At 73.0% G+C, this 24,468-nt stretch carries 15 protein-coding genes; 8 read left to right on the top strand and 7 right to left on the bottom strand.

The features are described from left to right. The first annotated feature begins 355 nt into the window (after positions 1–355). The gene (locus ABZ497_RS30010; RefSeq protein ID WP_359809695.1) at positions 356–1,759 is read left to right on the top strand and encodes an MFS transporter; all 1,404 of its coding nucleotides are present in this window, start codon (positions 356–358) and stop codon (positions 1,757–1,759) included. A gap of 555 nt (positions 1,760–2,314) precedes the next feature. On the opposite strand, the gene ABZ497_RS30005 is transcribed toward ABZ497_RS30010, so the two are convergent. Next, positions 2,315–2,701 (bottom strand): hypothetical protein, encoded by a 387-nt coding sequence (locus ABZ497_RS30005; RefSeq protein WP_329486498.1) that lies wholly within the window; start codon positions 2,699–2,701, stop codon positions 2,315–2,317. Beyond that, positions 2,698–3,090 (bottom strand): hypothetical protein, encoded by a 393-nt coding sequence (locus ABZ497_RS30000; RefSeq protein ID WP_359809693.1) that lies wholly within the window; start codon positions 3,088–3,090, stop codon positions 2,698–2,700. Before ABZ497_RS30000 ends, ABZ497_RS30005 begins: the two co-directional genes overlap by 4 nt. A 550-nt stretch (positions 3,091–3,640) precedes the next feature. On the opposite strand from ABZ497_RS30000, the gene ABZ497_RS29995 reads away from it, so the two are divergent. From ABZ497_RS29995 to ABZ497_RS29985, 3 genes are all read left to right on the top strand, one after another. Next, on the top strand, positions 3,641–4,318 hold the full coding sequence (locus tag ABZ497_RS29995; RefSeq protein ID WP_359809691.1) for a hypothetical protein: 678 nt from the start codon (positions 3,641–3,643) through the stop codon (positions 4,316–4,318). A 217-nt stretch (positions 4,319–4,535) separates the two neighbouring features. Then, positions 4,536–5,363: a thioredoxin domain-containing protein gene (locus ABZ497_RS29990; protein WP_329486501.1), complete on the top strand. Its 828-nt coding sequence runs from the start codon at positions 4,536–4,538 to the stop codon at positions 5,361–5,363. Positions 5,364–5,427: 64 nt separating this feature from the next. Beyond that, positions 5,428–6,087: a vitamin K epoxide reductase family protein gene (locus ABZ497_RS29985; protein WP_359809689.1), complete on the top strand. Its 660-nt coding sequence runs from the start codon at positions 5,428–5,430 to the stop codon at positions 6,085–6,087. Between the two features lie 107 nt (positions 6,088–6,194). On the opposite strand, the gene ABZ497_RS29980 is transcribed toward ABZ497_RS29985, so the two are convergent. Together ABZ497_RS29980 and ABZ497_RS29975 are read right to left on the bottom strand one after the other, a co-directional pair. Continuing rightward, positions 6,195–6,551, bottom strand: a complete 357-nt coding sequence (locus tag ABZ497_RS29980) for a hypothetical protein (protein ID WP_329486504.1) — start codon at positions 6,549–6,551, stop codon at positions 6,195–6,197. A gap of 21 nt (positions 6,552–6,572) precedes the next feature. Further along, positions 6,573–13,802: an RHS repeat-associated core domain-containing protein gene (locus ABZ497_RS29975; RefSeq protein ID WP_359809687.1), complete on the bottom strand. Its 7,230-nt coding sequence runs from the start codon at positions 13,800–13,802 to the stop codon at positions 6,573–6,575. A gap of 506 nt (positions 13,803–14,308) precedes the next feature. On the opposite strand from ABZ497_RS29975, the gene ABZ497_RS29970 reads away from it, so the two are divergent. Continuing rightward, complete coding sequence (locus ABZ497_RS29970) at positions 14,309–19,045, top strand: LamG-like jellyroll fold domain-containing protein (protein WP_359809685.1); 4,737 nt, start codon at positions 14,309–14,311, stop codon at positions 19,043–19,045. A gap of 103 nt (positions 19,046–19,148) precedes the next feature. Here the strand turns inward: ABZ497_RS29970 and ABZ497_RS29965 are convergent, their stop codons facing one another. From ABZ497_RS29965 to ABZ497_RS29955, 3 genes are read right to left on the bottom strand one after another with little or no spacing between them, the layout of a single operon-like run. Beyond that, positions 19,149–20,231: a serine hydrolase domain-containing protein gene (locus ABZ497_RS29965; protein WP_359809683.1), complete on the bottom strand. Its 1,083-nt coding sequence runs from the start codon at positions 20,229–20,231 to the stop codon at positions 19,149–19,151. A gap of 58 nt (positions 20,232–20,289) precedes the next feature. Next, complete coding sequence (locus ABZ497_RS29960; RefSeq protein WP_359809681.1) at positions 20,290–20,829, bottom strand: GNAT family N-acetyltransferase; 540 nt, start codon at positions 20,827–20,829, stop codon at positions 20,290–20,292. 24 nt (positions 20,830–20,853) lie between these two features. Next, positions 20,854–21,270: an ankyrin repeat domain-containing protein gene (locus ABZ497_RS29955; RefSeq protein WP_359809680.1), complete on the bottom strand. Its 417-nt coding sequence runs from the start codon at positions 21,268–21,270 to the stop codon at positions 20,854–20,856. A 429-nt stretch (positions 21,271–21,699) separates the two neighbouring features. Between ABZ497_RS29955 and ABZ497_RS29950 the strand changes: the two genes are divergently transcribed. The 3 genes from ABZ497_RS29950 (at position 21,700) to ABZ497_RS29940 (ending at position 24,287) form a co-directional block, all read left to right on the top strand. Beyond that, positions 21,700–21,894, top strand: coding sequence for a hypothetical protein (locus tag ABZ497_RS29950; RefSeq protein ID WP_327674940.1), 195 nt, complete (start codon positions 21,700–21,702; stop codon positions 21,892–21,894). A 115-nt stretch (positions 21,895–22,009) separates the two neighbouring features. After that, positions 22,010–23,632: a hypothetical protein gene (locus ABZ497_RS29945; protein WP_359809678.1), complete on the top strand. Its 1,623-nt coding sequence runs from the start codon at positions 22,010–22,012 to the stop codon at positions 23,630–23,632. A 280-nt stretch (positions 23,633–23,912) separates the two neighbouring features. After that, positions 23,913–24,287: an RNA polymerase-binding protein RbpA gene (locus ABZ497_RS29940; protein ID WP_030396357.1), complete on the top strand. Its 375-nt coding sequence runs from the start codon at positions 23,913–23,915 to the stop codon at positions 24,285–24,287. The last annotated feature ends 181 nt before the right edge of the window (positions 24,288–24,468 follow it).

The following is a 24,468-nucleotide window of genomic DNA, read 5'->3' as shown; positions in this document are numbered from 1 at the left end:
AAGTCCTTCGCCTGCGGTCTTGTTGCCATCGGACCGGGTTGGCCGGCGGGAACTGCCGACGCACCGCACCGCGGAGCGGGCGCATGCGACGCGGTCGAACGAGCCGGCCGCGCGCCGTCGTCGATGACCCGCCGTCCATGGCCGCCGACCGGGCCCGGAGAGCCGTAGTTGACACGCTTGCCGTGTTCGCCTTGCGCAGGTCTGGTTACTTAGGGCAGCATCAAGCTTATGCAATATAGCGCGTAGACAATTATCGCGGACGCGGGTTGAGCGCGCTCAAGATCATTCTAGTGGGAGGGATGTGCCCATGTCAGGCAGCTCGGCTCCGAGTGAACACCGGACGGGAGGCGACGCCTTGGCAGCACCCGAGGCGCCGTCCGAGACGGCAGCACCGGAGGTCCAGCAGGACTCCCTGCGCTGGTCGGCACGGTTATGGGTGTCGCTGCTGATCTTCAGCGGCGTGATCCTGCTCGACGGGCTCGACATCTCGATGATCGTGGTGACCATCCCCGAGATCCAGAACGAGCTCGGGATGACCGCGGCCACCGCCCAGTGGCTGGTCGGCGCCTACATCCTGGCCTTCGGCAGCTTCCTGCTGCTGGGCGGGCGGGTCGCCGACCTGTTCGGCCGACGCCGGGTGCTGGTGATCGCGATGGCCGCGTTCGCGGTCGTCTCGCTGTTCGGCGCGCTCGCCGACAGCTCGGTCCTGCTGATCGTCTCGCGCTTCGTCAAGGGCATGGCGGCGGGCTTCGCCGCCCCGGCCGCGATGTCGCTGCTGACCACGACGTTCCCCGAAGGGCCCCAGCGCAACAAGGCGTTCGGCATCTTCAACGTCTTCGAGGCGTCCGGCTACTCCTCCGGCCTGCTGGTCGGCGGCCTGCTCGCGGGCCTGAGCTGGCGGTCGATCTTCATCCTGCCGATCCCGCTCTCCGTGCTGCTGCTGATCGGCGCCCTGCGCTTCCTGCCGCCGGACCCGCCGCGCACCGAACGGCCGCGACTCGACATCGGCGGCGCCGCGACCCTGCTCGCCGGCACCCTCCTGCTGGTCTTCACCGTGGTCTCCGCCGCCGAGGCCGGCTGGGGCTCGGTGCGGACGATCGGCGGATTCGCCCTGTCCGCCGCCCTGTTGGCCGCCTTCCTGGTGATCGAGCGCAGTGTGAAGGAGCCGCTGATCCGGCTCGCCATCTTCCGCAACCGCAGCCTGGTGAGCGCCAACGTCAGCATCGCCCTGCTGTACGGCGGCGCGATGGGCTTCCAGTTCCTGCTCGCCCTCTACCTCCAGGACCTCCAGGGCTGGCGGCCGTGGCAGATGGCCCTGGTCCTGCTGCCGGCCGGCCTCATGGTGGTCATCATCGGTCCCAAGCTCGGCGCGCTGATGGAGCGGTTCGGCGTGACCAAGATCCTGATGGTCGGGCTGGTCGCCTTCCTCCCCTGCTACCTGCTGATGCTCTTCATCGGCCCCGAACCCGACCTCTGGCGCGTGCTGTTGCCCGCCTCCGTGCTGTGGGGCGTGGGCTTCGCGCTCAGCATCGCGACGCTCATGGTCGCGGGCACCAACGGCGTCGCGGACGAGGAGCAGGGGCTCGCCGCCGGGCTGCTCAACAGTTCGCTGCAGGTCGGCGGCGCCTTCGGCCTCGCCGTCGTGACCGCGGTCATCATGCCCGGCACCGAGCTGTCGATGTTCTACCCCGGCCTCGCGGTCATCCTCGGCTTCGCCGTCCTCACCCTGATGGCGCAGTTGACCAGCCGTCAGAAGTGACCGACCGGCGCGGCGGGCCGGAGCTCCGGTGACCGCCGCGCCGGACGCTCCGGCCCCGACCGGACGGTCGACCGGTCGGTGAGCGGGAACCCGGTCAAGGGCGGTTGCCCGGACGGCGACGGGATCCCGGTCGAGCACCCGCTACCTAGCGGCCCGTCAGCCGAACCGCGCCGGCTCCCGGCCGGACGCCCGCGCCCACACCGCCCACCCGCTGGGCGGAGCGCCGCGCGCGCCGCCTCCGCGGCCGCCGACTCCGGCCCGTACAGCACGCCGTACCCGAACGCGTCGCCGGACCCGGCCGCCCGCTCCCGGAGCGCCGCCGCGGCCACCACCGCGTCCGGCCCGGCCGCCCGGACGGCGCCGTCCAGCCCGGCGAGCACCGCGGCCTGCACCCCGATCCGGTGGAGCACCCCCGCACCCGCGCTGGTGTCGTGTGCGGCCATGCGCGTTCACCCCCTGACGTCGGGGTCGGCGGGACGCCTTCCAGGCTGGCCCGCGGCCCCCGGCGGGCACGAGGCCCGGGCCCGCCGGGGGCGGGAACCGGCCGAACCGGACTCAGGGCCTCAGTTGGACCGCCAGCGACATCGTGTAGCCGACGAGCGCGGCGAAGAAGCAGACCGCGGTGGCGTGCCGCGCGGTGAAGGGCAGCCCGGACAGCGAGGGGAAGAGCAGGACGGCGGTGCCCGCGGCCAGGTCGGCGATGTAGAGGCCGCCGGGCGGGACCACCCCGGTGGAGCGGGCGGCCCAGCCGGTGGCCACCAGGAAGCCGGTGAGCAGGATGAACCCCGAGAGCAGCCCGGAGCCGATGCTGGCCAGGGCAGGGTGCGGCTCGGGCGGATCCTCGCCCTCGGGGAGGGCGGGGCGCAGCCGGTGGGCGACGGCGAGTGCGGTCATCGCGACCGTCACGGCCGCGACGGCGCTGAGCAGGGGGCCAGGGTTCACCTGCGGCTCCTGGAGGTCGGGGGGTGGTGGCCGAGGACCGCGGCCAGCGCGGCCGGGACCAGCACGGCGAGGATCATGACGGTGGCCCAGACGGTCGGTTCGAGGGCGGGCGGCGCGGGCCCGCCGGCCGGGGGCGGGGGCGCGGCGACGACCGCGACCGTCGCGGACGGGCTCGGGGGCGGGGCGAGGACCGGAGCGGGAGGCGGGGCGGGAGCCGGGGTGGGAACCGGGGCGGGAACCGGCCGCGGGGTCGGGGTGACGGTGGCCACGGTCGCCGGGGCGACCGCCGGGTGCTGCGCGGCGGCGGTCTCCGCGGCCGCCGGTCCGGGCACGGCGGACCGGGTCGGGGCGGGCGGCGTCGGGGCGGCCGACACCGGGGTGGCCGACATCGGGACCGGCGGCACGGGCTGGGCGGATCCCGGAGCCGACGGCGTGGGCGAAGGCGTGGGCGAAGGCGGGTGCCCCGGTCCCGGACAGTGGATCGGCGGCAGGTGGCTGAACGGCGGCACCGGCGGCACGGGAAGCACGGGCGGCACCGGCGGCTCGGGCGGCACGGGAAGCACCGGAGGCCAGAACGGTGGCGGCGAAGGGAGCGAAGGAGGCCAGGGCAGCGAAGCGGGCACGAGGGCGGAAGGGGCCGGCGCCGACGGCCGGGGCGGCCCCTGCACCGGAGGGTGCGCCTCCGCGGCGGCGGGCGGACGCGGGTGCGCCGCGCCGGTGGCGTGGTCCATCGCCCGATTGTCGGAGCGCCGCCCCCTCCGGCGGCAGCCCCTGACGCCCGCTCACCCCGGCTCCGGCGCCCAAACCCATCCCACCGGTGAACCCACCACCCCCGTACCGCGAACGAACGACCGATGACGGGCCATCTGTTCGCCGGTCACCGCTCACCCGCCGACGCACCCTCGTGCGGCGTGTAAGCGTCGTGGCATACTCCGGGGCATGACGACTTCCACCCCTGCGACCAGGGCCCTGCGGGCCGCGGTGTTCACCGCGCTCGCCGTGCCGCTGTCCGCGCTGGGCCAGGTCGTCATCACCGGTCGTCCGCTGCCGCTCGCCCTGGTCGCCGCCGCGACCGTCGTCGTCTTCCTGGTCGCGACCGCGCTGGCCGGCCAGGAGCGGCGGCTGCTGCACATCTCCGCTGTGCTGGTCCCGGTCGAGCTGCTGCTCAACACCACCTTCAACCTGGGCCAGGCCGGCTGCGGCCCGGTCCTGGGCGCCGGACACGCCCCCGCCCGCGGGATGAACCTGCTGGTCTGCGGCGGCGGTTCGGTGGACGGCTCGCTGTTCTCGGGGCCCCTGGGGCACACCGGGCCGGTCGCGCCCGCCGCCACCCAGCTGCTGGTCCTGCTGGCCCATCTGCTGGTCGCGCTGGCCGCCGCCGTCTGGCTGCGGCTGGGCGACGCCGCCCTGTCCGGTCTGGCCCGGGCGCTGCGCGCTCTGCGCCACGCGGTCGCGGCCCCGCTGCGGGCGCTGCTCCTGCTGCTGGCGCCGGTACCGCTGCGGCCGGTGCGGCGGGTGCCGCTGCCGGTCTCGGACCGCCCCCGGCCGCTCCGCGAGGCCGTGGTGCTCAGCCCGGCGCCGCGACGCGGTCCGCCGGCCTTCGCGCCTGCCTGCTGACACCCCCGTCCGGCTTCACGCCGGTCCGTAGGGCTCCCGGCCCGCGGCCCCCGCCGGCCGGGCCGGCCCCGGGCCACCGCCCGGCGCCCGCAGGCAGCGCGCCGACTCCCGAGCCCACCGACCCGGCCCCCTCGTGCCCGCGGCCTTCCGTGCCGCGCCGAGGCGGCCACCCAGGAAGAAGCGCATGTCGCGCGCCGTGTCCAGGAGTTGACCCACCATGGCCCAGCCCACCGAACAGCCCGCCCGTAAGCAGTCCCAGCGCGTCAGCGCCCGCGAGCGGATCCAGGAGGCGCAGCTGCGCGAGCGCGCCGCCGCCAAGCGCCGGCAGCGGATCGTCGTCGGCGTCTCGATCGTCGCCGTCCTCGCCCTGGCCGGCGGTACCGCGCTGGCGATCAACGCGGCCGGCGGCGACGACCCGTCCAGCGCGTCCGCCGCCGCCGACCCGACCGCGCTGGTCGTCCCGGCCAACACCACCGGCCCCGACGGCACCGTGATCGTGTACGGCAAGCCGGACGCCGCCCACACCCTCCAGGTGTTCGAGGACTTCCGCTGCCCGGTCTGCAAGAGCTTCGAGGCGACCAACGGCGACACCGTCAGGAAGCTGGCGGACGACGGCACCGTCAGGGTGGAGTACCACCTGGCGGCGTTCCTCGACAAGAACCTCGGCGGCAAGGGCTCGCGCACCGCGCTCGCCGCCGTCGGCGCGGCGCTCAACGAGGGCGTCGACAAGTTCAAGCAGTTCCACGACGTGCTGTACGCCAACCAGCCCGACGAGCGCGAGGACGGCTTCGGCGACGTCAACCACCTGCTGGACCTGGCCGGCCAGGTGCCCGGTCTGAAGACGGACGCCTTCGTCAAGGCGGTGACCGACCGCACCTACGCCCCGTGGGCGAAGAAGGTCGCGGACGCCTTCAACGACAGCGGGGTGACGGGCACGCCGACGGTCAAGCTGGACGGCAAGCCGATCACCCTGTTCAGCGGGAACCGCGCCACCACGCCGGAGCAGTTCACCGCCCAGGTGAAGCAGGCCGCGGGCTTGCAGTGAGCACCACCGGCCCGGCCGACCACCCGGCCGGGCCGGCCCTTCACACCCACCGGAGTGCTCCGCGATGACCGCCCCGACTGCCGTGAACCCGCCCCGCTCCCGCTCCGCCGCCTCCTCCCCGCCGCACGGCACGCCGATCGGCGCCGGCCGGGCGTTCGCCCTGTTCGTGTTCCTCGGCGGACTCCTCGGCCTCGCCGCCTCGGCCGTCCTGACCTTCGACAAGCTCCGCATCCTGGAGAACCCGTCCTACGTCCCCAGTTGCAACATCAACCCGGTGATCAGCTGCGGGTCGGTGATGCGCACCGAGCAGGCCGAGGTCTTCGGCTTCCCGAACCCGCTGCTCGGCCTGGCCGCCTTCGGTGCCGTCGCCGCGGTCGGCGCCGGGCTGCTGGCCGGCGCCGCCTACCGGCGCTGGTTCTGGCTGGCCCTGCAGGCCGGCACCCTGGCCGGCGTGGTCTTCGTGCACTGGCTGATCGACCAGGCGCTGTACGACATCGGCGCGCTCTGCCCGTACTGCGTGGTGGTCTGGGCCACGGTGGTGCCGCTCTGCTGGTACACCACGCTGCACAACCTGCGCTCCGGGGTGGTACCCGTCGGCCCCCGGCTGCGACCGGTGGTCCGCGAGGCCGCCCGCTACCACTGGGCCCTGCCGGTGCTGTGGGCCGCGGTGATCGCCCTGCTGGTCCTCAACCGGTTCTGGTCCTACTGGAGCACCCTGCTCTGACGCCCCCCGGAGAACGCCCCCGCCCCGAGAACGACGTCGGCCTCCAGGACCCGTGGGGGGTCCTGGAGGCCGACGTCGGGTACCGGCCCCCGGACGGGGGCCCGCGCTCAGGAGGCGCGGTGGAACCGCTGGGGAAGCGTCCCCTTGCGCCACAGCTGGTCGAGGCGCTCGAAGAAGCCGTCGGAATCGGCGGAGACCACCCGCCGCTCGTCCGCGGTCATCCGGGCGAACGGGTCGTCGAACGCGAGCTTCTTCGGCTTGACGCCGACGGAGCTGCACATCCGGCGGCACGCGTGGCACCACGTCCGCCAGAACAGCACCGGGCGGCCCGCCCTGCTGCCCTCGTAGACGTAGCTGCGCACCGCGACCTTCCGGCAGACCGGGCACTCCTTCTCCGACTGGTCGTCGACGAAGTTCGGCTGGGTCGCCAGCTGACGGATCTCACTGTCGATGTAGGACTTCATTCCGGTGCTCCCACTGCTCTCCTACTTCCTCCCCTTCGTCCGGCGGAGGTACTCGGCGTAGCGCTTGTCCGCGTAGGCCTCGGCCTGGGCCTCCATGTCGGGCAGGTGGCCGTTCTTGTGATGGTAGAGCTCGTGGAGGATCGTCCTGAGGGCCGTCTCCATGTCCCGCAGCCCCTCCGTACTGATCTCGATCAGCGGGAGCTTGTTCGGCCCGACGACGGCGACCCGCAGCGCGTTCCCGTTGCCCTTCCCGGTGAAGGGGCTGCTGCCGAGGGCGACGGAGTTGGGGTGCTCGATCTTCGGGACGTGGACGATGTCGTACCCCTTGACGCTCATCCCGGCCCGGCCGAGGGCGATGCGCACCGACTTGATGCTGACGCCGGTCCGGGCCGCCGCCTCGGACCCCCCGCCGGTCGCGGCGGCGGAGGTGCCGCCTCCGCCCGGCGTGCCGCCGGTGCCGGTGGGCGTGTCTCCGGTCGCGGCGGGCTCGCCGCCGCCGCCGTCGCCGGAGCCCTTCCCGCCCTCGGGCGCCTTGTCGGCCTTGCCCCCGCCACCGGGTTCGCCGGGCTCCTTGCCGGTGCCCGACTTCGGGTTGCTGGGGCCCTCCGTCTTCGGTGTGGTGGGCGCGGGTTCCGCCTGCGGGGCGGTCGTGGTCGGCAGGTCGCCGTCCACGAACTTCCGGACCGCGCTGATGAAGCCGTCGCCCTCCGACATCGCGAGCTTGATGGCCTTGGCGCTCTTGAAGCCCCAGATGGTGCCCTTGACGAGGCCGACGCCGTCGATGGCCAGCGAGCCGATGGTGCCGGTCCACTGACCGGCGACGTAGGCGGTGGAGCTGGAGTCGGTGTCGAACAGCTCGGCCAGCGGGTCGTCGTCGACGTAACCGGTGTGGCCCAGCTTGTACGGGGTGTCGTTCTCGTAGTCGAAGATCTCGTTGAAGACCTCGTTGTCCCCGTTGTAGCAGTCCGCGGCGGCGTTCCACCCGTCCGAGAGGGTGTTGACGCTCCACTGCCACGGGTCGCCGACGACGGAGTCGCCGACGCCGGTGAAGAAGCCCCCGACGTCGTCGAGGCTCCACCACAGACCGGTCGGGTCGCTGCCCGAGACCGGGTTGTTCGCGGCGTAGGTGTAGCCGCCCATCTGGTTGGGATCGCCGGCCTCGAAGACCGGGTCCACCGACAGGAAGCGGCCGAGCACCGGGTCGTACTGGCGGGCGCCGAGGAGGTCCAGGCCGGTCGTCGGATCGGCCGGCTTGCCCAGGAAGCCGTGGTTGTCCGCCCAGGAGGCCGGGGCGGGACCGCGCTGGTTGCCGTACGGGTCGTAGGCCCGGCGGGTGATCGCCAGCGTCTTGGCGTCGACCTGGAGCTGGGCGGTGCCCTGCGGATTGGTCGGCTGGTAGCTGATGGTGCCGTTGCTCGCCCGGACGATGGTCGTGCCGTCGGGGCAGCTGTAGTACCGCAGGGCGCTGACGGCCTTGGTGGCCTTGTCGAGGGTGAGCTGCTCCGTGCCGCCGAACAGGTAGAGCGTGGTGCTGGTGGGCCCGCGCTGGAGGAGCAGCGCGCCGTCGGCGTCGTAGAGGTAGGTGGTCTCCTTCCCGTCGGTGGTGATGCCGGAGGTCGCGCCCTCGGCGTCGTAGCTGATGACCTGGTCGAGCGGCGCCGCTCCGGTGCCGACCCGCCTGGTGGTGTTGCCCGCGTTGTCGTACGTCGGGGTGAGCGTGCTGGTGCCGGTCGTCGGGTTCGAGGTGACGATCCCGGTCGCCGCGTTCGGCCGGGTGGTCGGCGTCGCGCCGGCCACCGGGTAGCTGCTGGACTGCGTGGTGTCCTTGGCGGCGTTGCCGGTCACGTCGTGCTTGACCTGGAGCGTGCGGTCACCGAGCAGGTCGTACTGCCAGTCGGTCCAGTACGGGGCCGGGCCGCCGATGGTCGAGGGACCGGGCGTACTGGTCTTGCAGGCGGCGAGCTGCCCGGCCGTCGGGCTGGTGATCCCCTTCGTGTCGGTCCAGGCGGTGGTCAGCCGGCGCAGTGCGTCGTAGCTGAAGCACTGGGTGTCGGTGACCCGGTCGGCACCGCCCGAGGACTGGGTCTCGGAGACGGTGGTGAGGTTGCCCACCTGGTCGTAGCCGTAGGTGGTGTCGGAGATCGGGTTGACGGTGTTGTTCTGCAGGGTGACCCGGTTGGTGGCCAGCCGGCCGGTGACCTGGTCGTAGGTCTGCGCGGTGCGCAGCTGCTTGGTCGGGGTGCCGATGGTGGTCTGCAGGACCTGGCCGAGCGGGCTGTAGCTGGTGGTGTTGACGTAGGGGGTGGTCGGCGAGCCCATGGAGACCAGGCCGCCCTGGAGGTTGTAGCCGAAGCCGACGGTCTCCTCGGCCAGACCGCCGGCGGCCCCGAAGGTCGTCGAGCCGAGCAGGCCGACGGTGTCGGTGTAGCTCGCGGCCGTGGTGTACGTGCCGGCGAGCTTGCCCTCGCCCACCGGGACGGTCACCGTGCTGCCGGTCGGCTGGTACGCGGTCGTGTACCCGTCGATCCGGGTGACGTAGGCGTCGCCGGCGCGGCCGTTGACGTACCGCGTCGTGGCGTCGGGGTAGCCCTTGGCCTTGGCGTCGAAGCTCCACTCGGCGAGCAGCTTCGTCTGGTCGGTGGTGCTGGTCCCCGCGTACTTCGCGGTGGTGCGGCCCATGCCGTCGTAGACGTACGACAGCCACTGGCCCCGGCCGTCCCGCGCCCTGGCGAGCCGGCCGAGGTCGTCGTACTCCTTGACCGAGGTGCCGCTGTCGGGGTCGGTCTGCGACACCAGCTGACCGCGCAGGTCGTAGGTGTAGCTCCAGACGTTGCCGGCGGTGTCCTTGACCGACGCGACGTCGCCCCTGGCGTCGAAGGTGTAGCTGGTGGTGACGTCGGCGCTGCCGACGGCGCCGGCGGGCCCGGTGGACCAGACGACCGCGTTGGACGCGTTGGACACCGCGACCACGCCGTCGCCCCGGACCATGAGGTAGGCGCCGGTGGCACCGGTCGTGCCGCTCCTCCAGAGCCGCGCCGTCCTGGTCGCGTTCTGGACCACGAAGTCGCCGTCGGCCTGCATGACCGCCACGGCGCCCGGGTTGCCGGACGTGCCCGAGGACCAGAGCGTCCGGCCGTCGGCGAGCCCGGTCAGCACCAGGTTCCCGTCCGCCCGCATCGCCAGCCGGACGCTCTTGGACACCACCGACGTGCCCGAGGCGATCACCGTGCCGGCGGTCAGCTTCCGGTCGGGAGTGTCGTCGTGCACGACGGTCGAGGTGGTGCGGCCGAGGCCGTCGGTGTAGGTCGTCGTGCGCGCCGCACCGACCGTGGTGTCGACGCGGTCGGCACCCGGGTAGGACGTGCCGGACTGCCACAGGGTGCTGGCGAACGAGACCTGCTGGACCGAGACCGGCCTGCCCTGTCCGTCGTAGGCGGTCCTGGTCACCGACGGGCCGGTGTTGTTGGTCTCCGCCCACATGCCGGTGCCCGCCTCGTGCGCGGCGTCGGTGTAGGGGGCGATGTTGGAGACGGCCCAGCCGTGCGAGTCGTAGAAGCTCGACGACACGAGGCGCCCGGTGGAGTTGTCCGCGGTCGTGGTCTGGCTCTGCCGCGGCCTCAGCAGCCCGTCGTAGTAGGTGACGGACTTGTTGTACGAGCCGTTCTCGCGCAGGGTCTCGGTGGTGACGGCGGAGGGGTCCGGCTTGTCGCCGGCACCGTGCACGTCGTAGCCGAACTTGCGGTCGGGGCTCTGGGTCGCCTTGCTGCGGCCCGGCGTCCACACCTTGGTGCGGCGGCCGAGCGCGTCGAACTCGACGTCGGTGATCCGGCCGTTGACGTCGACGGCGTGCGTGACGGCGCCGCGCGCCACCGAGATCGTGCTGGTGGCCACCCAGCCCAACGGGTTCCTGGTCGACAGCGAGTCCGGGAGGACGCCGTCGGCCGGGAGGTAGGCGGTCGTGGTCGCGGCACCCACCGCGTCCACCGTCTTGGTGACGCGGCCGTACTTGTCGTACTCCAGCCCGCCGAGCGACTGGTAGGACGGCTGCCCGGGGGCGGTGTACGACTTGATGGACTGGGTGCCGGTCACCAGCCCGAGCGAGCTGCCGTTGCGGCCGAGCACGCCGTAGGCGGCCGGGTCCGGCACTCCGGCGGCGCCGTCGTAGAAGAAGCGCTTGCCGTAGAGCGTGGTGGTCCCGCCGGGTGTGGTGCCGCACGGCCCGGCGACGGTGAGGACCTCGCTCGGGTAGATCAGCATCATCGGATTGGCGGCGGGCGCCGGGGCGTAGCCGGTGGTGGTGCAGGTCTGCTGCCCCGAGGCCGCCAGGTCGCCCTTCTCGTCGACCTGGTGGACCCGGCCGAGGTCGTCCATGGTGGTCACGGTCTGCACGGTCCGCCACGAGCCGTCGGACAGCAGGCCCAGCGAACGGGCCGAGGTCGAACGGACCTGGTGGGCCTTCAGGTCGGGGAGCGTGGACAGCTTCGCGGGTGCGGGGTCCTCCGAGGTCCAGGCCGTCCGGGCGGCGCTGGCGGTCTCGGCGACCGTCGGCGGGTCGGCCAGCGTCTTGGCGACGACGCTGCCGCCGGCCTTGGTGAAGGTCTGCGTCTCGTAGGGGGCACCGGCCGACCAGGGGTTGTCGGTGATCTCCTCGTTGAGCGAGTTCCGCACCTTGACGGTGCGCCTGGTCCCGTCCGCCTTGTAGTCGCCGTCCATGCCCTGGAGGTAGGAGACGACGCTCTGGGTGATCGGGTCCGGCGCGGCGCCGGTGGTCGTGGTGACGGTGCGGTAGCCCCGGAACTGGTTCCAGGTGCGGTGCTGGTCGTCGGTCAGGTCGGAGTCGTCACGGTGCCAGGCGGCGCCGTCGCTGTAGGCGTAGTTGGTCACCTTGGCCGGCGAGCCGGCCTTGGTCCGGTCGCTGTCGGTGACCTGGGCGACCAGGGTCTTGTGGAACCAGTCCTCGATCGGGTCCTTCCCGCCGGGCGTCGTCCACCAGACCGGGTAGCAGGCCATGGTGTTGGCGTCGGCCGAGGCCGGCATGGTGTTCTTCTCGCGCGAGCACTCCGGCGCCCGGTAGGTGACCGCGACGGATTCGCCGGTCTCGGTCTGGATGCTGGAGACGCGCGGGTGGAACAGCGGCGGGGCGGCCGGAGAGAGGCCGTCGACCCGGTTGTCCATCTCGATGCCGGTGAAGGTGACCGGGTCGAGGGTGAGCGGGCCGCCGCCGCCGGCGGAGGTGTCCCGGCCGGTGTGGACGATCTCGGAGAGCCACATCACGGACTGCAGGGCGCCGGCGTTCGTCGAGTCCTGGGTCTTGCCGGTGACCGGGTCGTAGGTGCCGCCGGCGTCGGAGAAGACCTGCTTCAGCTCGAAGCTGTCGACGTCCTGCCAGCCGGAGCCGGTACGGACCTTGGTGTCCACCGACTTCAGCCGGAAGGTCGACCAGAAGGTCGGTCCGCCGGTGAGGCAGACCCCGTCGGTGTCGTCGTCCTCGACCTTGTTCTTGTCGGTGGCGAGGCAGGTCAGGTCGTACGGCGTGTCCGGCCAGTTGGTCGCGGTGTCCCGCGACAGGTTGTCGAGGGTGCAGACGCTGTCGGAGGTCGTGCAGCGCTGCGCCGCGTTGAACACGACCTTGGCGGCGGGCTCGCGGCCGGCCTGCGCGTCCGTCAGCTGGTAGCCGTAGGAGATCTGGGTGAGGCGGCCGCCCCGGGTGTACTGGGTGAGGGTGCCGCCCTTGTCGTCCTTGGCGACCTGGCCATAGCCCATGTTGTAGTAGTTGGACTCGGTCGACCAGTCGTAGCGCTGGACGTTGCCGTGCGGGTCCACGGCGAAGTCGAGGTTGAACCGGTAGCCGACCGGCTGGTCGCACCGCGAGTCATTGCCGTCGGCGGAGTCGTGGCACGGGTCCTCCGCCTTCGGGTGGTAGACCGGCACGCCCCAGGCGCTGTTGGTCGCCGTGTCCGACGTGGTGCCCGGCGCGTGGTTCAGGCCCAGGTAGTACGCGGTGCCGTCGGTGGTGGTGACCTTGAAGTACTCACCCTGCCAGAGGCCGTTGGTGGCCCCGGTCAGCCGCTCGATCCTCGTGCCGTCGTCGTTCTGCAGCCGGTAGCCACCCGAGGAGTCCCGGAGCAGCTCGCCGGTGTGCGAGCCCAGCGAGATCGTGGCGTTCCAGCCGCCCCAGCACTCGTCCCCGGAGTCCTCGATGCCCTGGTCCCTGCACGCCTTGTAGGAGCGCTCGATGAAGCCCGGGCTGTAGCCCCAGCCGTCACCGATCCACGAGGACTGCGAGTTGCGGGCCGAGGTCTCGCCGTCCACCGACTGCGAGTCGTAGGCGAGGGTGACCGCGGGCGCGGCGCCGCCGAGCGACGGCGGCACGGTGATCGGGTAGGCGTAGGTGAACGCGCCGGAGGCGGAGGCCGTCCAGGCGCCCGAGGCGGACAGCGAGGTTGCCCCGTAGTCGCCCTGCGAGCCGCCGGAGCCGGCGACCGCCGCGACCGCCATGGTGGCGCCGGCCGAGCGCGCGGCCGACGACGCGGCGGCGAAGCCGCTCGTACCGGTCCGCACGTCGGAGGCGACCGCGACCGTACCCGACAGCGTCCGGGCCCGCGGGTCGTTGGTGAACTCGATCGGCGTCTGCCGGCGGCACTCCGCGCGCTGCGGCGTCGTCAGTGCACAGCCCGGCAGCGCGACCAGCCGCAGCCGGGAGGCCCAACCGCCGCCGTACGCCTGCTCGATGGAGCTGTAGTCGAGCGACACCGAGACGCCGCCCACCCCCGGCCTGCCGTCACCGCGGGCCAGTCCGACCAGGAGCCCGTCGACGCCGGCGGCCTTGGCGCCGCTCCGGTCGGCCAGCCGGACCTCGACCGAGGAGAGCGGCGCGACCGGGGCGACCGGGGCGATCAGGCGCCCGGACCGCGGGCCGAGCGCCGAGGTCGGGACGGCGGACACCGAGACCGGGGTACCGCCCGCTTTCAGGCGCCCGGTGGCCGGCGAACCGCCGAGGTCGACGGTGGCGGTGGAGCCGCCGGGCCAGCGGGCCGCCTCGGGGGTGTGCGTCCGGAGCTCCCGGGCGCCCTTCGGAACGGCCGGCTTCGGGGCGGGGCGCGCCGCGCCCACCGGCCCCCCGGGCACCTTCGGTTGCTGGGGGAGCGGGTCGGCGGACCATATCTCGCCGGTGTAGCGGTAGGGGCCTACGAGGACGTCGGTGGCCACCGCCAGCGGCGTCGCCAGCGAGAACGCGGCAACCGTCGCCATCGCGACCGTCCCCCGTCTCGCCCATCCCCTCCCCCGGGCAGCACGAGACCATCGCACTTTCGCGCGCATCGTGAATCATCCCCCTACTAACAGTTTTGGACGGCCCCGGGGCTGATGCACCATCACGCGATCCCGCCCCTGGCCAGGGCGAACCGTATTGCCACACACGCATCACCGGCAATACCCTTCCCCGGCAGTCACATCGCTCACAACAATCACACCCGACCCAGGGGTTTCGACGGGTCAGGTGTCCGATGCCTGCGATGTGGCCAAATCCACTGCCCGCCAGGGGGGTTGTGAATCCCCCCGCGAAACGGTCGCGGGCACCAGACACATTCGAAGGATCTTTCGTGGGGGAAAACACCCGCGTCCCACGCGGTGGGACGCGATCGCCAGGACGTCGGCTCGCGCTGACGGCGGCGCTCGCCGGCCTGATACTCGGCACCGCCGGCCCGGCCCTGGCCGACGACCGGCCGGCGGACCGGCCCGCCGTCTCCGACTCACCGATGAGGGCGGCCTCCGAACGCGCGAAGAAGGAGCGGAAGCCGGTCGCGGTCGAGGAGTTGACCTCCGAGACGACCCAGACGGTGGCCAACGCGGACGGCACCTTCACGCTGACCGACCACGTCCAGCCGGTCCGGGTGAAGCGCGACGGCTCCTGGTCGGCCGTGGACGCGACCCTGGGGAGGAACGGCGACGGCACCTTCTCGCCGAAGGCCACCCCGGCCGGGCTGGCCCTCTCCGGCGGCGGCTCCGGCCCGCTGGCCACGCTCACCGACGCCAAGGGCCGCCGGCTCTCCGTCACCTTCCCGGTCGCCCTGCCCGCTCCGGCCGTCACGGGTGACAGCGCGACCTACGGCAACGTCCTGCCCGGCGTCGACCTGCGGGTCATCGCCAACGACCAGGGCGGCCTGCGCGAGGTCCTGGTCGTCCACGACGCCACGGCCGCCGCCGACCCGGCGCTGAAGTCCCTGAAGCTCGCGGTCGCCACCAGCGACGGGTTGACCGTGGCCGCCGACGAGAACGGCTCCGTCACCGCGCGGACCACCGACGGGACGACGGCGTTCACCGCGCCGACCCCGGTCATGTGGGACTCCTCGACCACCGCCGGCACGGTCGCGGCGCGGCCCGCCCAGGCACCCGCGCCGGCGGCGCGCAAGGGCGAGCTCAGGTCGGCCCGCGTCGACGAGGCGCCGCCCGCCGCGCCCGCCCCCACCCGCTCCACCGAACGCGAGCCCGGCACCGGCGCGCAGCTCAAGCGGATCGCCGTGACGGCCGAGCCCGGCGCACTGACCCTGGTACCCGACGCCGGGCTGCTGACCGGCCCGGACACCGTGTGGCCGCTGTACATCGACCCCTCGGTCAGCCCGGTGACCAACGGCACCAGCCACTACGCCACGGTCCGGGAGGGCTGCCCCGGCATCGTCGCCTACGACGAGCCGCAGGACAACGGCCAGGGCGCCGGCTACCAGCACTGGAACGACTGCCAGGGCCTGTACCGGTCCTTCTACCAGATCGACACCAGCAACCTGACCGGTGACATGGTGGTCTCCCGGTCGGAGTTCCACATCACCGAGACCTACGGTGCGTCCTTCGACTGCAACCACACCGCGCCGGTGTCCCTGGCCACCGTCAGCGAGCTCGCGACCGACACCAAGTGGTCCAAGCAGCCCTGGGTGACCGGCGACGGGTGGCTCGGCGGCGCGCAGTACCCGAAGAGCTCCAACATCTCGAACCACTGCGGCAACCACGAGGCCGTGTTCAACGTCACCGGCCAGATGCAGAAGCTCGTCGGCCACAACTCCAACTGGACCGTCGGCATCTTCGGCAACGAGACCAAGTCGTCGGGCAACAACGACTTCATGCGGTTCAACACCAATCCGTACGTGGTCACGGTGTTCGACATCGCGCCCAACGCCCCCGACATGATCAGCGTCAGTCCGCAGCCGCACAGCCCGGACGGCAACGGCTGCGACGGCGTGAACATCGGCTGGATCGGCAACTCCGGCACCACCGGCAGCGCCTCCAACATCACCCTGAACGCCCGGCTCTCCACCAAGATGAGCGGTGTCAACCTCCAGGCCATGGCGCACGTCTGGGACAACATGTCCAACGACGGCGGTGGCAACCCGGCCAGCAAGTCCTGGCCGTGGAGCGCGTCGGTGAGCAACTGGGGCACCGTCTACGACAACGTCGGCTTCACCGTCGAGGACGGCCACCAGTACGGCTGGAACATGATCGCCAGCGACGGCACCCTGACCGGCCCCAGCTCCCCCTACTGCTACTTCAACGTCGACCTGACCCCGCCGAGCATCCCGACGGTCGCCGACAACGCGGCCTTCCCGCCGCTCGGCAGCGACAGGACGCCCACCGGCCACGCCGGCGCCACCGGGGCCAAGGTGCGGGTCACCGCCAACGACCCGGTGCCGGGCGGCTGCACCCGCGGCAGCTGCGTCAGCAGCGGGATCGACCGGTTCGAGTACTCGCTGGACGCCAACATCCCCGGCGGCGGCCCGTCCGTCCCCGCCGTCCAGGCGGCCGGCGGCACCGCGACCGCGGACGTCCCGATCAGTGTGAGCAGCGCCCAGTGGGGCACCCACACGCTGTTCGTGCGGGCCGTCGACAAGGCCGGCAACACCCAGGGCACCGTCGCCCAGTACAGCTTCTTCGCCCCGTTCGACCCCAGCGCGAAGGTGGCCCCGGGCGACCTGAACGGCGACGGGGTCCCGGACCTCGCCGCCACCACGACCGCCGGCGACCTGGTGCGCGTCCCGGGCGGCGGCTCCACCGAGGACCTCGAAACCATCTCCACCCCGGCGACCAGCCCGGACGGCACCGGCTGGAACAACTACCTGGTCGCCCACCGCGGCACCCTCACCGCGGCCATGGCCGACGACCTGTTCGCCTATCAGAAAACGACCCACAAGCTGTACCTGTACCAGAACGACGCCAACACGGCGGGCGGCACCACGGGCCACTTCACGCTGACCCAGAACGTCGTCCCCCTCAACAACTCCGCGGGCTGCCCCGCCAAGGGCTCGGACGGCACCTGGAACAAGGTCACCCAGATCCTGGCACCCGGCAAGCTCGCCCAGATGGCCGACGTACCGGACCTGGTGACGGTCGACAACGCGGAGCTCTGGTACTTCCCGGGCACCTACCAGGCGGGCTGCAACCTCGCCGCGGGCGTGAAGATCGGCACCGGTGACTGGTCCCGCACCACCCTGCTCGCACCGGGCACGGTGAACGGCGTCCCCACCCTGTGGGCCCGCGAGAACGCCACCGGCGCCGTCAGCAGCTTCCCGCTGACCTTCGACGGCAACGGCGTCCCGACCACCCGGATCACCGCTCCGACCAGGGCCCCGCTGACCTCCGGCGTGCTCGACACCGCCGGTAAGAACATGTGCCTGGACATCAACGGCTCGAACACCGCCAACGGCACACCGGCGCAGATGTACAGCTGCAACACCACCGACGCGCAGAGCGCCGCCCTCGGCACCGACAGCAGCGTCCACCTGCTGGGCAAGTGCCTCGACGTGAGCCGCGGCGGCCTCGACAACGGCAGCCCGGTCCAGCTCTGGGACTGCAACGGCACCGGCGCCCAGAAGTGGGTCCCCGGTCCGTTCGCCGGCTCGCTGCTCAACCCGCAGTCCGGCCGGTGCCTGGCCGACCCCGCAGCGTCCAACACTCCCAAGACCCAGCTGATCCTCTGGGACTGCCTGACCGACCACGCCGAGCAGGTCTGGGCCGCGACCACCACGGGCAAGGCCCTGCCGCCGGCCCAGCCGGTCCTCCCGACCGGGCTCGGCGACCGGCTGGCCCCGACCGTGGCCTCGCCCGGTGACGTCGACGGCGACGGCAACCCCGACCTGTACGGGACGTCCGCCACCGGCACCGTCACCCGGCTCCCGGGCGCCCGGACGCCGGCCGCCCAGGCCGCCGACCGCTGGAGGCTGACCGACCCCACCGACAGCCGGCGGGCCAACGACCTGACCGTGGCCGGCGGAGCGGCCGTCGGCCCCGACGCCACCCGGGGCACGGTCCTGAACCTGCCCGGCGGCACCGGCTACGCGGTCAGTGCCACCGGCTCCGTCGACACGCGCAAGAGCTACACCGTCTCCGCCTGGGTCAAGCCCGGCGACCTGGCCAACACCTCCGTGTTCGTCAGCCAGGGCGGCACCAACAACGTCGGCCTCCAGCTGTACTACTCCGCCTGGGCGCACGCCTTCGCGTTCGGCCGCAACGTCGACGACTCGGCCGTCGACACCTTCAACGCCGTCTACGGCCCGACCACCGGCGGCCTCAGCCCCAGGCTCAACACCTGGACCCACCTGACCGGGGTCTACGACGCCGGCACCAAGCAGCTCCAGCTCTTCGTCAACGGCGTCGCGGCCGGTGCCGCGGCCTACGCCGGCACCGAGTGGAACGCCACCGGGCCGGTCCAGATCGGCCGGCGGGTCCTGGCCGGCGGGTACGCCCAGTACGCGACCGGCGCGGTCGGCGACGTCGTGATCGTCCCGTCCGCGCTGCCTGCCACCGCCGCCGTGGCGCTGGCCACCGACACCGCCCAGTTCGACGCCCCGGTGCTGCTCGGCGACGTCCACCGGCCCACCGACCGGTGGAGGCTCACGAACTCCGCCGACGAGATCCGGCCGGCCAACAGCCTCACCGTCTCGGGCTCGGCCTCGTTCGTCAACGACACCACCCGCGGCACCGTCCTCGGCCTGTCCGGCGCCGCCGACGCGCTGGCCACCACCGGCGGCCCGGTCGTCGACACCGCCAGGAGCTACTCCGTCTCGGCCTGGGCCTACCTGACCGGGACGAACGACTACGCGACCGTGGCGGCCCAGTCGGGCACCAGCGTGAGCGCCTTCTACCTGCAGTACTCGAAGGCCTTCAACGCCTGGACGTTCGTCTCGCCGTCCGGCGACTCGACCGGACCGGCCTCCTACCCGGCCGCGTTCGCGAGGACGCCGCCGGCCCTCAACACCTGGACCCACCTGGTCGCCACCTACGACGCGCCCGGCCAGACCATGAGCCTGTACGTCAACGGCAAGCTCGCGGCCACCGCCGTCAACTCCACTCCGTGGGCCTCCACCGGCCCCCTGACCATCGGCTCGGCCAAGAACGGGAACAGCTTCCCCGGCCGGATCAGCGACGTCCAGACCTGGACCAGCGCGCTCTCCCCGGCTGCCGTCGCCTCGCTCGACTCGGAGCAGCCCGTGCTGACCCAGCTCGTCTGACCCAGCTCGTCCGACCCGCTGGGCCGGTCCATGACGTCGGCCTCCGGGACCCGCCAACGGTCCCGGAGGCCGACGTTGTGCTGTGTGGCGCCCCTGCGGACGGCTAGCCGAAGACCGCCCGGCGGAAGGCGTTGCGCAGGTCGGTGAGGGGCTGGGTCTCGCGGCTGTAGTGCACCTTGTTGGTGAGCAGCAGCGCCCAGCGGCCGAGCCGGCGGGAGACCCAGATCCCGGTGCCGGTGAAGCCGTAGTGGACGAAGGTGCCGTCGGCGGGGTCGGTGCCGGGGGCGCAGAGCCAGGACAGGCCGCGCGCGGGGGCGAGTCCGCCGGTCTGTTCGCGCAGCGACTCGGCGGTCCAGGGCCCGGCCCAGGGCAGCGCGGCCGGCGGGTCGAGCAGGGCGGTGAGGAAGCGTTCGAGGTCGCGGGCGGTGGAGAAGGCGCCCGCGTTGCCGCAGACGCCGCCGAGCAGCCGGGCCGAGGGGTCGTGCACCACCCCGCGCAGCGGGGCGCCGACGGCCCGGTCGTACTCGGTGGGTGCGGTGCGGGCGGCCGACGCCGGGCCGAGCGGGCCGAAGCGGGTGTCGGTCATGCCGAGCGGGCGCCAGACCTGCCGTTCGGCGAGCGTGTCGAGCGGGGCGCCGGCCAGGTCCTCGACCAGGTGGCCCAGCAGCACGGCGGCACGGTCGGTGTACTCGACGGCGGTCCCCGGCGGGCGGTGCAGCGGGGCGGCGACGACGCCGGCCCGGATCGCCGCCCGGTCCCGGCCGTAGCGCTGCTCGAACTCCGTGCGCAGCGGCAGTCCCGCCGTGTGGGCAAGGAGTTGACGGGCCGTCACCCGACCCGTCGGCTGCCCGGCGGCCGGCGGCCAGTAGTCGCCGAGCGGGCGGTCGAGCGGGAGCCGGCCGGCCTGCCGGAGCGCGCCCGCGCACGGCCAGAGGGCGACGATCTTCGTCAGGCTGGCGAGGTCGAAGAGCGTGTCGGGCCCCATCTCCAGCCCCTCGTACGGGCCTTGGCCGAGCACCCCGACGGAGCCCCGGCCCCGCCCGCCGGCGGCGTCACCGACGGCCCAGACGCCGCCCGTGCCGACCCGGCGCAGCCCCGCCTCCACCAATCGCTCCAACTCCCCACCGGGGGCGCCGAGCACGGCCGACGGGTCGGGGGCCGCGGCCCGTACCGGCTGCTCGTCCACGCCTGCCCCCGCCCGCTCGGCCACCGGTCCGCCCGGAGCCTACCCAGCGGGCGGGCGGTCAGACGGCGGGCACGCCGCCGAACTCCTTGCCGAGGCAGATGCTCTGCGGGTGGTCGCGGTAGATGCCGAACTTCTGGATCGGGTCGTAGCCCTCGGATCCGTAGAGCGCGACCGCCTCGGGCTGCTCGGTGCCGGTCTCCAGCACGAACCTGGTCCGGCCGGCCTCGGCGGCGGTCTGCTCCAGGCGGCGCAGCACCGTCCGCGCGAGGCCCCGCCCGCGGGCCCGGGGGACGACGAACATCCGCTTCAGCTCGGCGTCGCCGTCGCGCAGGCCGTGCGGGCCGGCCTGCTTGGCGCGCCAGCCGCCGCAGGCCACCGGCTGGCCGTCGAGGTAGGCGATCAGGAACAGACCAACCGGCGCCTCGAAGTCGTCGGGGTGCAGCTCGGTGAGGTCGCCCTCGCCGTAGCGGCGGACGTACTCCTCCTGCACCTCCGCCGAGAGGCGCTGGGCGTCCGGGTGGCCGTAGCCGGTGACGCGGATCTCGATGATGTCGCCCTTGCCGTCCCGCAGCTCGGCGGTCCCCGCGATGCTCTCCATGGTTGAAAAGACTACGACCTCGGGTCAGCGGCCCTCGAACCGGGCGACCAGCTCCTCCTTGCCGAACATCCGGGCGGTGTCGACGGCGGACGGCGTACCGGCCGTCGGGTCGGCGCCGCCCGCCAGCAGGGCGGTCAGCACGTCCTCGGCGCCCTTGAAGACGGCGCCGGCCAGCGGGGTCTGGCCGCGGTCGTTGGCCCGGTTCGGGTCGGCGCCGCGCTCCACCAGGGCGGTGACGGTGGCGGCGTGCCCGTGGTACGCGGCGAGCATCAGCAGGGTGTCGCCGCGGTCGTTGGTCAGGTTGGCGGGCGCGCCGGCGTCGACGTAGGCGGCGAGGGTGTCGGTGTCACCGGCCCGGGCCGCGTCGAAGAGCTTCCCGGCCAGCTCGATCACCTCGGAGTCCGGGGCGTCGGCGGGCTGCTGGCTGGCGGCGTCGGTCATGGCGGGCCTCTCCTGGGCGTTCTCGGGCACCCCGGGCCTCGCCCGGGAGCTTCTCGGTCTGTCGGTCGCGCGTACCGCACCGTAGCGGCCCGGTGCGCGGACGATCCAGCGCGCGTCCGGACTTCGGACGCCGGCCGGACCGCGGCATTCCCCCGCACGACACACGGGCGGGAAGGTTTCGCCGCCGTTCGAGCGAACTTCCCGGTCCCCCCGGTGCCTTCCCGGCCACCCGCCGGGAATGCCTCGCCGCGCCGGTACACGGGGCCGCCGGGCCCCGTTCCGGGCGGTTCGCATACCTCCCCCCGGCGCCCATCCGGGTATTGGCCGAGAAGACCACCCATTTGCACCGTTCCATCATCTATTACTTTTTGTCACGATTAAGGCACATTCCGTGACACTGTCCCTGTCCCCCTCCCCGAGGAGCAGAGCGTGATCCTCTCGATTTCCGGCATCGTCCTGTTCGGCACCATCGCCTTTCTCTTCTTCCGCAGGGACGGACTAAAGGTCTCCCACGCGATCGTCTGCGCCCTGCTCGGCTTCTACATCGCCGGTTCCTCGATCGCTCCGAGCATCACCGCGGGCGGCGCCAGCCTGGCCAGCCTGCTCGGCGGCCTCAAGTTCTAGCGCGGCCACTCCCCCGTACGGGCCCGGGCGCGGATCCCACCGCCCCCGGGCCCCGTCGTACACCCGACGCCGACCCCCTGAACCCGACCGTCCCACTCGCCCGGGGAGCCAAGGAATGCCGCTCAACCGCCACTTCAGCAAGGGCCGCGACCTCGCCCGCACGGCCGGCGACCACGCCTCCGACATGTTCGCGCCGCTGACCGTCATCGGGCGCGGGATGCGCCACCACGTCGCCTGGGCCAAGAGCCGCTGGCAGGCGACCCCGAAGGACCGGCGCGGACCGACGGTCTTCCTGGTCGCCGCCATGCTGCTCGGCATCTACCTGCTGCCGCACGGGCTGCTGTTCGCCCTGGTGGCCCTGATGGCCAGCGCCGCCTGGAACGGCCGCTCCCCCAAGGCCCCGGCGGGCCCGCCCGAGCCGGACGTCGTCGACGTCAAGCTCACCGCCCTGTACGCCGCGCTGACCCCGTACCTGGCCTCACCGGACGACCTCAGCCCGCTCTACCACCACGAGGGCGGCTACAAGGACGTCTTCGGCTCCTGGGAGTTCGACGCCGAGGGGCGGCTCTCCCGGCTGGAGCTGGTCTACCCGGCCTACTTCACCGACACCGAGCCCGCCGCCCGGGCCCGGATCGAGCAGGTCGTGCAGGGCAAGGCCGGCCGCGCCCGGGAGTACCGCTTCGACTGGGACGAGGAGTCCAACCGGCTGCGGATCGCCGCCCTGGCCCCGCTGCCCACGGACATCGCGGCCCAGCGCTTCGTGACCACCCCCGGCGAGATCGTGCTGGGCTTCACCGACGAGGCCGGCAGCGCCCGGACCATCCCGGTGGGCCAGGGCGGCGCCGTCACCCAGCAGCCGCCGGTGGTCTGGCGCACCGGCCCCCGCTCGGGCGAGCCGCACCTGCTGGCGCTCGGCGTGACCCGCTACGGCACCTCCAGCCTGATCCGGTCGATCGCGCTCCAGGCGCTGCCCCACGGCGACCTGGTGGTGATCGACGGCGCCGGCACCGGCGAGCACGCCTGCCTGGTCAGCCGGCCCGGCGTGCACACCGTGGAGACCAGCCTGCACGGCGCGCTGGCCGCGCTGGAGTGGGTCGCCCAGGAGACCGAGCGCCGACTGACCGCACTGAACGCCGCCCGGCACGCGGGGGCGGCCGCGCCCGAGGACGTCACCCGGCCGCTCTGGCTGCTGCTCGACCACCCGACCGAGCTGAGCGAGCTGGCCCACGCCGAGGGCCGGCCGGACCCGCAGGACCTGCTGGAGCTCCCGCTGCGGCACGGCCGGGCCGCCCGGGTCACCGTCGTGTTCGCCGACGACATCGAGGCCCGGGACCGGATCACCCCGACCGTGCGGGCCACCACCCGGGCCCGCGTCCTGCTCGGCCCGACCGGCCCCGAGGAGTCCTACGGCACGCTCGGCGCGCCGCTGGACATCGTGCCCGCCGCGCACGCCCCGGCCGGCCGCGGCTACGCCCGGATCGGCACCGGCACACCGGTCCGCCTCCAGGTGCCGGCCACCGTCGACCCGCTGGACGAGGAGGCCCCGGCCCAGCTGCGCGAGGCGGTGATCGCCCTGCTCCCGCACCGCGACACCCGGACCGAGGCGGCCGCTCCGGTCGACGTCCCGCCGCGCCCGGCCGGCCCGCCGCCGGTACCGGTGGCCGAGCCGGTCCAGCAGCCGCAGGCGGTCGACCTGGGCAAGGAGCACGCGCCCCTGCGGTTCCGTCCACTGGCCTGAAAGGGGCCCGCCGGGGCGGGGCGGCGTAGGGCGGCGGATCCCGTCCCGGTACGCTCGTGGTGGAAAGGCCGACCGATCACCAGATGTGAAATAGGTGACACCTGGGGTGATATCCACGGCCAGATGTGACAAATCGGGCGCCGGTGGGTACAAACAGGGGCGGCACGACAGACGACGCATGTCCCGGGACGGGAATCTTCGTCGGAAGCCGAGCGTTGACCGAACGACGAAGAACAGCGACCACTAGTCCTGTGGGCCATAAGCCCGGGAGGCACGATTCATGAGCGAGCGAGCTCTCCGCGGCACGCGACTCGGGGCCACTAGCTACGAGACCGACCGTGGTATCGATCTGGCTCCCCGCCAGACCGTCGAGTACGCATGTCAGAACGGACACCGATTCGAGGTTCCTTTCTCGGTCGAGGCGGAGATCCCCTCGGCCTGGGAATGCCGCTTCTGCGGCCAGGAGGCAGTACTCCTCGACGGTGACGAGCCTGAGGAGAAGAAGACCAAGCCCACGCGTACCCATTGGGACATGCTGATGGAGCGCCGCACGCGCGAGGAGCTGGAGGAGGTGCTGGCCGAGCGGCTGGCCGTACTCCGCTCCGGAGGGATGAACCTCGCGGTACACCCGCGGGACACCCGCAAGAGCGCCTGACCCGTTTCCCGCCCCGGCGGGAGCACGCGAAAAGGGACCCTGGCCCCCAGGGTCCCTTTCGCATGTCCGGGTCCTTCGACGGCGGCCCGCCCCGGGCGCCCCGAGCCGTCCCCCGGCGGCCCCCGGCGGGCCCCGGTACGCCGTCGACGCGCCTCAGCGCGCCTCGGCCGCCACCTTCAGC

This window comes from Kitasatospora sp. NPDC005751 (assembly GCF_040630835.1).
GTDB lineage: Bacteria > Actinomycetota > Actinomycetes > Streptomycetales > Streptomycetaceae > Kitasatospora.
The sequence above is the reverse complement of the archived record's forward strand: the minus strand, read 5'-3'. Positions and strand labels throughout refer to the sequence as shown.